Annotated in this window: 11 protein-coding genes; 9 read left to right on the plus strand and 2 right to left on the minus strand. The window is 60.4% G+C overall.

Annotated features, from left to right (window positions below):
* The 6 genes from PMI35_RS26960 to PMI35_RS26935 form a co-directional block, all read left to right on the plus strand.
* Positions 1-333 (plus strand): oligopeptide/dipeptide ABC transporter ATP-binding protein (locus PMI35_RS26960; protein ID WP_008055811.1); only part of this gene is annotated, 333 nt, incomplete at its 5' end.
* Positions 330-638: a (2Fe-2S)-binding protein gene (locus tag PMI35_RS26955; RefSeq protein ID WP_008055812.1), complete on the plus strand. Its 309-nt coding sequence runs from the start codon at positions 330-332 to the stop codon at positions 636-638. The genes PMI35_RS26960 and PMI35_RS26955, both read left to right, overlap by 4 nt.
* A complete protein-coding gene (locus tag PMI35_RS26950) occupies positions 620-2011 on the plus strand; it encodes an FAD/NAD(P)-dependent oxidoreductase (protein WP_008055813.1) in 1392 nt (463 codons plus the stop codon). Before PMI35_RS26955 ends, PMI35_RS26950 begins: the two co-directional genes overlap by 19 nt.
* On the plus strand, positions 2008-3162 hold the full coding sequence (locus PMI35_RS26945; protein ID WP_008055814.1) for an NAD(P)/FAD-dependent oxidoreductase: 1155 nt from the start codon (positions 2008-2010) through the stop codon (positions 3160-3162). The genes PMI35_RS26950 and PMI35_RS26945 overlap by 4 nt, the downstream gene beginning before the upstream one ends.
* Positions 3159-4316: an acetylornithine deacetylase gene (gene argE / locus PMI35_RS26940; RefSeq protein ID WP_008055815.1), complete on the plus strand. Its 1158-nt coding sequence runs from the start codon at positions 3159-3161 to the stop codon at positions 4314-4316. The genes PMI35_RS26945 and argE overlap by 4 nt, the downstream gene beginning before the upstream one ends.
* Positions 4317-4553: 237 nt before the next feature.
* Positions 4554-6011 (plus strand): NAD-dependent succinate-semialdehyde dehydrogenase, encoded by a 1458-nt coding sequence (locus tag PMI35_RS26935; RefSeq protein ID WP_008055816.1) that lies wholly within the window; start codon positions 4554-4556, stop codon positions 6009-6011.
* A gap of 337 nt (positions 6012-6348) precedes the next feature.
* Here PMI35_RS26935 and PMI35_RS26930 read toward each other — a convergent pair whose 3' ends face one another.
* On the minus strand, positions 6349-7275 hold the full coding sequence (locus PMI35_RS26930) for a 2-hydroxyacid dehydrogenase (protein WP_008055817.1): 927 nt from the start codon (positions 7273-7275) through the stop codon (positions 6349-6351).
* Positions 7276-7548: 273 nt separating this feature from the next.
* Between PMI35_RS26930 and gabT the strand changes: the two genes are divergently transcribed.
* From gabT to PMI35_RS26915, 3 genes are all read left to right on the plus strand, one after another.
* Positions 7549-8841, plus strand: coding sequence for a 4-aminobutyrate--2-oxoglutarate transaminase (gene gabT, locus PMI35_RS35060; protein ID WP_008055819.1), 1293 nt, complete (start codon positions 7549-7551; stop codon positions 8839-8841).
* Between the two features lie 95 nt (positions 8842-8936).
* Positions 8937-9593: an HAD family hydrolase gene (locus tag PMI35_RS26920; protein ID WP_008055820.1), complete on the plus strand. Its 657-nt coding sequence runs from the start codon at positions 8937-8939 to the stop codon at positions 9591-9593.
* A 45-nt stretch (positions 9594-9638) separates the two neighbouring features.
* Entirely contained in the window at positions 9639-10127 is a 489-nt protein-coding gene (locus PMI35_RS26915) for an Lrp/AsnC family transcriptional regulator (protein WP_008055821.1), read from the plus strand.
* Positions 10128-10319: 192 nt separating this feature from the next.
* Here PMI35_RS26915 and PMI35_RS26910 read toward each other — a convergent pair.
* The coding region (locus tag PMI35_RS26910) for an aldehyde dehydrogenase family protein (RefSeq protein WP_008055822.1) at positions 10320-10881 on the minus strand (562 nt) is incomplete at its 5' end.

Consider the following 10881-nt stretch of genomic DNA (forward strand, 5'->3'; position numbering starts at 1 on the left):
GAGGCGGGCAGCCGCCAGTCGTTTACCCAGGCACCGTTCCATCCATACACGGATCTTTTGATCCATTCGGTGCCGGAACTGCGTCAGGGCTGGCTGGAAAACTGTGGGACCAGCTGCGGCGAGTTGCCGTCAATTGGCCCGAAAGCCAACGTGTCGGAACTCTGCACTTTCCTCAGTCGTTGTCCGGTGCGTGTCGATGGCCTGTGCAATCGAGTCGCCCCGAACCGACGGATCGTCGACGGCGGCAGTCAAATCCTCTGTCACCACGATAGCGCCCAATTGCTGAAAACCCAGCAGGATCTGATCCCCATGACTCAGGGAGCCTACGCATGAAAGGGCGTTTTGTGAGGTTGGCGGAGCAGGGTCGACCGACCGTCAGCTTGAGGGTCGACGGCGCGCCCATCGAGGCGCTGCAAGGTGACACCCTGATGGTGGCGTTGCTGACCCAGGGCAACGCGTTGCGTCAGTCTGAGTTTGATTCAGGTCGGCGTGCTGGTTTCTGCCTGATGGGCGCATGCCAGGATTGCTGGGTCTGGACCCGCAGTGGCGAACGCCTGCGGGCGTGCTCCAACGAAGTCCGTGAAGGGCTGGATATCGTCACCACACAACCGGAGGCGACATGGCCACTGCGCGGTTGAGTTCCAGGAAAGTTGTCATCGTCGGAGCCGGGCCGGCCGGTATTCGCTGTGCCGAGACCCTGCTGACGGCTGGCATCAAGCCTATTTTGATCGATGAAAATCGCCGCGATGGCGGGCAGATCTACCGGCGTCAGCCGGAGGGTTTCACCCGGGACTACAGCGCACTGTACGGCACCGAAGCCGCCAAGGCCCGAAACCTGCACGAAAGCTTCGACCGCTTGCGCGAGCGTATCGACTATCGCCCGAACACCCTGGTGTGGAATCTGACGCCAGGGCAACTGCATTGCGTCAGCCAGGGCCACCACTCGACGGTGGATTACGACGCGCTGATCCTGTGCACCGGAGCCACCGACCGCTTGATGCCGATTGACGGGTGGCAGTTGGCGGGCACCTACAGCCTTGGGGGCGCGCAGATTGCGCTTAAGTCCCAGGCGGTTTCGATTGGTCACAGTGTGGTGTTCATCGGCAGCGGTCCGTTGCTGTATCTGGTCGCCACTCAGTACCTCAAGGCGGGCGCCAATGTGGCGGCGGTGCTCGACACTTCGCCGCTGAGCAAGCGTATCGGTGCGTTGCCAAAATTGCTGGCGCGCCCCGGGGTGCTGTTCACCGGGATGAAACTGCTGGCGCAGTTGTATCAGGCGAAGATTCCAGTGCACTTGGGCATTAAGCCGCAGCAAGTGCAGGGCGATGCGGCCAGTGGGGTCAGCGGCGTGCGCGTACTGACCGCCCGTGGCGAGACGTTGAATGTGCAGTGCGATGCCGTGGCCCTCGGTTACCACTTGCGCCCGGAAACCCAGTTGGCGGATCTGGCCGGTTGCCGCATGCGCTTCGACGACGCGTCTGGCCAATGGTGGCTGTCCGTGGATGAAGAAGGTCGGACCACGGTCAACGGTGTGTATGCCGCCGGTGACGGCGCGAAGATTCGCGGTGCCGACGCTGCCGAGCATGCCGGTCGCCTCGTGGCGATGACATTGCTGGAAGATCTGCAGCAACCGGTGAACGCAGGTCTGCGTGACGAACAACGCCAGGCGTTGGCGGTGATGGACCAGTTTCGCCTCGGCCTGGCCCAGGCGTTTCCCTGGCCTGCCGAACAAGCCAAGGCCTTGCCCGACAGCGCCATCATTTGCCGCTGCGAGATGATCAGCGCCGGTGAGCTGCGCCGTACCGTCAGCGAAAAAGGTGCCTGCGAGGTTAACCGGGCCAAAGCGTTCAGCCGGGTCGGCATGGGCCGCTGCCAAGGCCGTTACTGCTCCCAGGCCGGGGCCGAGGTGATTGCCGCCGCCGCTGGCGTCAGCGTGCAACAGGTCGGTCGGCAACGGGGGCAGGCCCCGGTCAAACCCTTGCCGATGACCATCATTGAGGAGCCCTCATGAAACCGCAAAAAAGCGATGTCCTGATTATCGGCGGCGGCATCATGGGCGCGGCGTCGGCCTTTTTCCTGCGCCGGCGTGGACACTCGGTGACCCTGCTGGAGCGTGACCAGATCGGTCAGTACGCCAGCGGTGTGAACTTCGGCAACGTCCGGCGCCAGGGCCGCCACCTGGGGCAACTGGAATTGGCCAACCGTTCCTGGGCGTTGTGGAAACGTTTGCCGGAACTGATCGACGATGACCTGGAGTTCATCGCCAGCGGCCACATGCGTGTGTGTTATCGCGAAGACGAAATTGTTGAGTTGGAGGCCTACGCCGCCGCACCGGAAGCGGCGCAACTGGACCTGAAAATCTATCGCGGCGCCGAGTTGCACAAACGCTTTCCGTTCCTTGGGTCGGACGTGAAGGGTGGCTCCTATGCACCCCACGATGGGCACGCTAACCCGCGACTGGCGGCTCCGGCGTTTGCCCGGGCGGCGCGGCGTCTCGGAGCACGCATCGAAGAACAGACGGAAGTGGCCGAGGTGCAGAAGGTTGGCGGCGAGTTCAGCGTGACCACCACCGATGGTCGTCAATTCAGCGCCGCTCAGTTGCTGATCACCGCCGGTGCGTGGGGGCAGAAACTGTCCGAGCAATTCGGCGAACCGGTGCCGCTGGACACCCACGGCCCGCAAATGGCGGTGACTGAGCCTGTGCCTTACGCCTTGCCGACGGTGATTGGCGTGTACACCAAGATCCCGGAGGAGGTGATTTACTTCCGGCAGATCACGCGAGGCAATATCGTCATCGGTGGTGGTTATCGCAGCAAACCGGACATGCTCAATCGCCGGGCCTACGTTGAGCCGCGCAGCATCCTCAACCAGATCCATCAAATGCGCCGACTGCTGCCCGGCTCCGAGAAGCTGAACATCATCCGGGTCTGGAGCGGTATCGAAAGTTATCTGCCTGACTCCCTGCCGATCATGGGCACCAGCGGCACCGTCGATGGCTTGTTCTACGCGTTCGGATTCTGCGGTCACGGCTTCCAGCTCGGCCCGGGCGTCGGCGACGTGATGGCTGAACTGATCAGCACCGGCAGCACCAGCACGTTGATTGAGCCGTTCTCCATTCGCCGGTTCGCCCATTTTGCCGAACTACGGAGCAAGGCCTCATGAAACCCCGTGTATTGGATATTCTCAAACGTTTGATGGCCTTCGACACCGTCTCTTGTGAGTCGAACATGGCCCTGATCGAATACGTGCGCGACCTGCTGCTGAGCAAAGGCATCGAGTCGCTGATCGTCAAGGACCAAACCGGGAAGAAGGCCAACCTGTTCGCCAGCACCGGCCCCAAGGAGTTGCCGGGGATTCTGCTGTCCGGGCACACCGACGTAGTGCCGGCCGAGGGGCAAGCCTGGACCTTTCCTGCATTTGAGGCGACGGTACAGAACGGCAGGATTTACGGTCGTGGCAGTTGCGACATGAAGGGATTTATCGCACTGGCCATCGACGCGATGCTCGATGCGGCCGACCACTCTCTGAGTCGACCGCTGCAACTGGCGTTGTCCCATGACGAAGAAATCGGTTGTGTCGGCGTGCGGCGTTTGCTGGACGTGCTGCACCTTACGCCGGTGCGACCGTTTTTGTGCCTGATCGGTGAGCCGACCAACATGCAATTCGTCCTCGGGCATAAGGGCAAGGGCTCCTATCGGACCTACTGCCGGGGCCTGGAGGCGCATTCCTCGCTGGCGCCGCTGTCGGTCAATGCCATTCACGTGGCGAGTGACTTCATCGGGGTGCTACGCCAGAGCCAGCAGCAACTGCGCGAGCAGGGCGCCCAGGATGCCGACTACGACGTGCCTTTTAGCACCGTACATGTCGGGCAGATTGGCGGTGGCCGTGCGCTGAACATCGTGCCTAACCTGTGCACCCTGGATTTCGAAGTGCGCAACTTGCCGGCGGATAATCTGGAGCAGATCCTGGCGCAGATGCAGGAACACGCCGAAGTGATCGTGCGCGAGGCTAAAAAGCTCTCCAGCGTGGCGGCCATCGAGATCGAAACCCTCAACGTCTACCCAGGCCTGGACACCCACCCGAGCGTCGAAGCGGTGCGCTTTTTGAAAAACTTCGCGGCGCCGGATACCGGTACTGCAAAGGTTTCGTTTGGCACCGAAGGCGGATTGTTCAAGCAGCGTCTGGATGTTCCGGTGGTGGTCTGTGGCCCGGGTTCGATTGAACAGGCGCACAAACCGGATGAGTTCATCGAGATCAGTCAGATGGAGGCCGGGGAGCTGTTTCTGGGTGGATTGCTCGGTTCACTGAAACTGTGAGAACCCTGTGGGAGCGAGCCTGCTCGCGATAGCGTCAGAACAGTCAACCGCTTCATCGACTGCACCAACCCAATCGCGAGCAGGCTCGCTCCCACAAAAATTTGTGTTTATCTGACAAATATAAATCTGCCGTTCCACCGCCATTTTCAGCATCCGACACTGTCCGAAAAGCGCTTTCAGCATCCTCATCCGCTACGTCTCCCTAGACTGGAATCTGTCTCGGATCAGGACTCGACCATGCTCAAGAATCGTTTGAAAGACCCCAGCCTTTTGGCAGAACTCGCTTATGTAGACGGGAAGTGGATTGGCGCCGAGGACGGTGCGACGCTGGACGTCTTCGACCCGGCCAGCGGTCAGTTGCTCGCTCGCGTTCCGGCCATGCAAGGCGCGGAAACGCGGCGTGCCATTGAGGCGGCGGAAAAAGCCTGGCCCGCCTGGCGTGCACGTCCGGCAGCAGAGCGCGCGGCGCTGCTGGAGCGTTGGTATCAGGCCATGATCGACAACCTCGACGACCTGGCGTTGATCATGACCTGTGAACAGGGAAAGCCGCTGAGTGAAGCCAAGGGCGAAATTCGCTATGGCGCCGGCTTCGTTAGATGGTTCGCCGAAGAAGCCAGACGGGTCTACGGCGAAACCATGCCTGCCCCCACCGGTGACCGTCGACTGTTGACCCTCAAGCAACCGGTCGGCGTCTGTGCAGCGATCACCCCGTGGAACTTCCCCAACGCGATGATCACCCGCAAGTGCGCACCGGCCTTGGCTGCGGGTTGCCCGATCATCGTCAAACCTTCGGACCTGACGCCGCTGTCGGCCCTCGCGTTGGCGGTACTGGCCGAGCGCGTCGGCATTCCGGCCGGGGTATTCAACGTATTAAGCGGCATGCCCGCGGGCATTGGCGAAGAGCTGACCGGCAACCCGACAGTGCGCAAGATTTCCTTTACCGGTTCTACCGCCGTGGGGCGTTTGCTGATGCGCCAGAGCGCTGAACACATCAAGCGCTTGAGCCTGGAGCTGGGCGGTAACGCGCCATTCATTGTCTTTGACGATGCGGACCTGGAACAGGCCGTTGCCGGGATCATGCTCAGCAAGTTTCGTAACGCCGGCCAGACCTGCGTCTGTGCCAACCGGATTCTGGTGCAGGACGGCATCTATGAGCGCTTCGCCCAGCGTCTGGTCGAGGAGGTCGGCAAGCTCAATGTTGGCAATGGCCTCGATGCCGACGTGACCATCGGCCCGTTGATCAACAAGGCCGCCGTGAGCAAAGTCGCGCGGCACATCGACGATGCCCTGAGCCAGGGTGCGCAGTTGCTGTGCGGTGGTATTCCCGACGGTGACAGCCAGTTCGTGCAACCCACGGTTCTCGGCGAGGCCCACGCCGGCATGCTGCTGGCGACCGAAGAAACCTTCGGCCCGGTAGCGCCATTGATGCGTTTCACCGACGAAGCCGAAGCCCTCGCGCTGGCCAACGCCACGCCTTACGGTCTGGGTGCCTACTATTTCACTCAGGATCTGCGTCGCTCCTGGTGTTTCGGCGAGGCGCTGGAGTTCGGCATGGTTGGCCTCAACACCGGGATCATTTCCATGGAAGTCGCGCCGTTCGGCGGCATCAAGCAATCGGGCCTGGGCCGTGAAGGCAGCAAATACGGCCTGGATGAATACCTTGAAGTCAAAGCCTTCCACATCGGCGGGTTGTAATTCACAGACACGGGGAGGCATAACTGATAGACAAGGTATTCAAGATCGCGCGATTGCCGGCGATGGCATGGGCAAGGAAGTTTTTTGCAGGCGATCGAATGGGTGAGCTGACGGACCGATCACGCCGGATCTGGGCGGGAAGGGCTCGACTCAGGATCTCGGCAAAGCCATCGCCGACATCACACCGCGCCCCCTGTGGGAGCTGGCTTGCCAGCGATGAAGCGGGAACATTCAGCCTCTTTGTTGACTGATCCACCGCTATCGCTGGCAAGCCAGCTCCCACAAGTCCCCTGTGTGCTCGCGATATTCGCGGCACCACAAAAAGCCGTGCGGATCTTCAGTAACCCTGGTGGCGGTCGATCTGACCGGCCATGGGCTCGCCGCGTTCGAACCGTCGGAGATTCTCCAGTAACACCCCAAACGCACTTTCAGGCTGGGTCATTGCCGCAATATGCGGCGTCAGCAGAATCTGCGGATGGCTCCAGAACGGATGATCCGCCGGCGCCGGTTCTTCCTGCAGCACATCCAGCACCGCGCCACTGAGCTGCCCACTGTCGAGTGCCTCCAGCAGATCACTTTCCACCAGATGCCCACCACGTCCCATGTTGATCAGCGCCGCGCCGTGGGGCAGTTGTCGAAATAGCTGACGATCAAGAATGCCCTGGGTCTGCTCAGTCAGCGGTAGCACACACAGCAGAATGTCGCACTGACTGAGAAACACCGTCAGCTGTTCGCGACCGGCATAACAATCCACACCCGCTATGCGATGGGCGCTGCGTGCCCAGCCTTTCAACGCGAACCCCATGGGTTGCAAGGTGGCGAGAATCTGTTGCGCCTGGGTGCCGAGGCCCATCACGCCCACCCGGCGCCTGGCCGACGGTTGCAGCAGGTGCGCCTGCCAACACCGGGCCATCTGTTGCTGACGATAACGCAACATGTCCCGGTGCAGGCTGAGCACGGCAAAACTGGCGTATTCGCACATGCCGCGAGTGATGCCGGGGTCCAGCAGGCGCACCACTGGCAAACTCTCAGGCAAGCGAGCGAGGTCCAGTTGATCGACCCCGGCGGACAAGGCGAACAATACCTTCAGATTCGGCAGCAACGCCTCGATATCATCCGGTGCCTGCCACGCGGCCAGGTACTCGATGTCTGTGGGGTCGCCAATATCCGGCCAGGCGCGCCATTCGATATCCGGTGCGTGTTCGGCAAACAGGGCTTTCCACTGTTCGCCGCGCACAGGGTCAGCTTTGTAAAGCAGGGCCATGGTCAATTCCTGAAGGGATGAAAGTGGTCCCATCATCGCGCAACGCCAGCGCAGGATGTGTCGAAAGCATTGGGTTAAACGGGTTGCGCCACGTCGGATCGGTGGGACTACAGCAGATTCGGCGGGCTGAAGGAATCTGCCGTTTAGCAGGGTGAAAACAGTGGAACCGGATTTCTCAGGGGCCAAGTTCGGCGTAGTTCGTTCCGAGCAAGCCTTAATCTGAACACCATCTGCAATCACCTCCGGGCTGCCGGACTCACGATGGGAAATGCCATGAACAGCAAAGTCGACCAAACCCCTCATTTGCTCCGTCAGCGCGATCAGTTCGTGCCGCGGGGCCTGGTGACCGCTCATCCTTTGGTGATTGATCGTGCCCAAGGTGCCGAATTGTGGGATGTGGATGGCAAGCGCTACCTGGATTTTGTCGGGGGTATCGGTGTACTGAACATCGGCCACAACCACCCTCAAGTGGTCGCGGCGGTTCAGGCGCAACTGCAAAAAGTATCCCATGCCTGCTTTCAGGTGGTCGCCTATAAGCCTTACCTGGATCTCGCCCGGCGCCTGTGCGAAATGATCGGCGGTAAAGAAGCCTACAAAGCCGCGTTCTTCACTTCCGGTGCTGAGGCGGTGGAAAACGCGGTGAAAATCGCCCGAGCTCACACTAACCGTTCGGCGGTGATTGCCTTCCGTGGCGGTTTTCATGGACGGACCCTGCTCGGCACCACGCTGACCGGCATGAGCCAGCCCTACAAACAGAACTTCGGGCCGTTCGCCCCCGAAGTGTTCCATACGCCGTATCCAAACGCTTATCGCGGCGTCACCAGCGAAATGGCGCTCAAGGCGCTGGACGAACTGCTTGCCACCCAGGTTGCGCCGGAGCGGGTCGCGGCGATCATCATCGAACCGGTGCAGGGCGACGGTGGTTTCCTCTCGGCGCCGAAGGAGTTCCTTCAGGGGCTGCGGGCGCTGACGGAAAAACACGGCATCGTGCTGATCCTCGATGAAATCCAGACCGGGTTCGGCCGTACCGGCAAGTGGTTCGGTTTCCAGCACGCAGGCATCCAGCCAGACCTGGTAACCGTCGCCAAGAGCCTGGCCGGTGGCTTGCCGTTGTCCGGTGTGGTCGGCAAGGCCGAGATCATGGACGCGCCATTGCCCGGTGGCTTGGGCGGTACCTATGGCGGCAACGCGTTGTCCTGCGCGGCGGCACTGGCGGTCATAGAGGCTTACGAAGAGGAACAGTTGCTGGCGCGCGGTGAAGCGTTGGGCGAGCAATTGCGCCAAGGACTGCTTGGCTTGCAGAGTCGTCACCCACAAATCGGCGATGTGCGCGGCACCGGGTTCATGCTCGCGATTGAGTTGATCAAGAACGACGAAGCCCGTACACCGGACGCCGATCTGAACCAGCGGCTGATCGATGAAGCGCGTAAGGGTGGCTTGCTGGTGATTAAGTGTGGCGTGTACCGCAACGTACTGCGCTTCCTCGCGCCGTTGGTGGCGACCGAAGCACAGGTCGACGAAGCGGTGCAAATTCTGGACGCGGCATTGGCGCGGGTATTGAACTGACGTCCTGCCGGCTCGGGGCGGTGCCGCAAGGCCTCGCCCGTGAGCATTTATGGGGCATGGATTGATCGAATGCATCATCGGAGGCTGTGTACACCATGGGGCTGACTGATTATCGAGCGCTGCTCATCGATTGCGATGAGGTCCTGGTCGATCGTGACTCGGGGGTCTGGACGGCGCTGCAACCGCTGCTCGACAGCCGGGGTGGGCACCCGGACAAGGAACAGGTGCTGGCTGAATACAGCGAGGTGGTGCGGGCACTGTATCCACGCTTTGGCGAGCTGGGTTTTAGTGGACTGTTGTGTTTCGCCCATCGCCAGTTGGCCGAGCGCTGGGGGCTGAAGGCCAGTTGGGAGGAGGGCATGAGTTTCGCCCGTTCGGTGGCCAGCTGGTCGTTGTTCGAGGACGCACCGGGGGCCATGTTGTACCTGCGCAAGTTCTATCGCCTGCTGGTGAAAGGCGACCGGGATGCCGAGGATCGCGGATTGCTCTGTGAGCGTTTGGGGATCATGGTCGACGACTTGATTTCGTTGGCCAGCGACCCATTCCAGGATCCGCAATGGCTGAAGGCAAACGCGCTTGAGCCCGCGCAGATCCTGCAAGTGACCCGGCCTACAGCCAGTCGACAGGCAAGTATCGATGTCTGTCTGATCTGCCGCGGTCGGGTCAAACCGCCGACGCCTTGTGCTGCGGATTACTGCATCAACAGCATGGCGGACCTGGTGACTCAACATCAACTGTCTTTACGGCGCTGATTTTGCTAGAAGATTGTCCTACAAATGGCAGTCAAGAGGTACTCAATGGAAGGTTTAGTCAAACTGGACCGCATCGACATCAGCATTTTGGTCGAGCTGCAAAAGGACGGGCGCATGACCAATGTCAGCCTGGCCGATGCCGTTGGATTGTCGGCCAGCCCCTGCCTGCAACGGGTCAAACGGCTGGAGTCGGCCGGGTACATCTCCAGCTACAAGGCACACTTGAACCTGGCGAAGATCACTGATTCGGTCACGGTCTTCACCGAGATCACCTTGAGTGACCACAAGCGCGAAGACTTCGCCAAATTCGAGTCGAATATTCGCCTGGTGGACGAAGTGCTCGAATGCCATTTGATCAGCGGTGGCTACGACTATCTGGTGCGCTTCATGACCCGCAGTATTCAGCACTATCAGGAGGTCATTGAAAGCCTGCTGGACAAGAACATCGGCATCTCGAAGTACTTCAGTTACATCGTCATCAAATCCCCCGTGCTCAAGGACGGTGTGCCGTTGCGTAAGTTGCTGCGACACTGACCTGGGCGGCACTCCAATTCCCGAATCAACCACCTGTGGGAGCGAGTTGTTTTGCAGTGCGTATTGCACCGTATTAGGGCGTTGAGCCGTTGCAGTCTCATGTCACGCCTCATCGTGGTGCAAGGCGCATAAGGGGACAGTTAACTGCCCCCCTGGAGTGCGACCGTTTCGGTATCGAAAGGGCCCAGTGCTTTATTCACCCGAAGTAATAGAAGAGTCTGGAGATTCACCGAATCCAATGATTGCTTTGGTTTCCAGATACTCTTCAAAGCCGTAGACCCCGTATTCACGACCATTGCCAGATCGCTTGTAGCCACCGAAAGGCGCCATTGGATTCCAGGCGGGGTAATTCAGATGCACTTGTCCCGCGCGGATACGAGAGGCTACGGCGCGTGCGAGTTCCAGGTTCTGAGACTGAACGTGGGCACCCAGCCCATAGACCGTATCGTTTGCGATAGCGACGGCCTCATCGATTGTTTCATACGCAATGATGCACAGTACCGGCCCAAAGATTTCTTCCTGAGCGATCCGCATCGCTGAATCGACCTCGGAGAAAACAGTCGGTTGGGTGTAGAAGCCCCTTTCATAACCCGGCACGCGTCCTGGTCCGCCGCAAACGAGCTTTGCGCCTTCATTCAGGCCAGCCTCGATCATTGTTTGTACGCGCTTGAACTGGGGCTCGTTGGCAATCGGACCGAGTACCGTTTCTTCAGATTGCGGATCACCGACGATGATCGCATTGGCGGTGGCAGCC

This window comes from Pseudomonas sp. GM78 (assembly GCF_000282475.1).
Taxonomy (GTDB): domain Bacteria; phylum Pseudomonadota; class Gammaproteobacteria; order Pseudomonadales; family Pseudomonadaceae; genus Aquipseudomonas.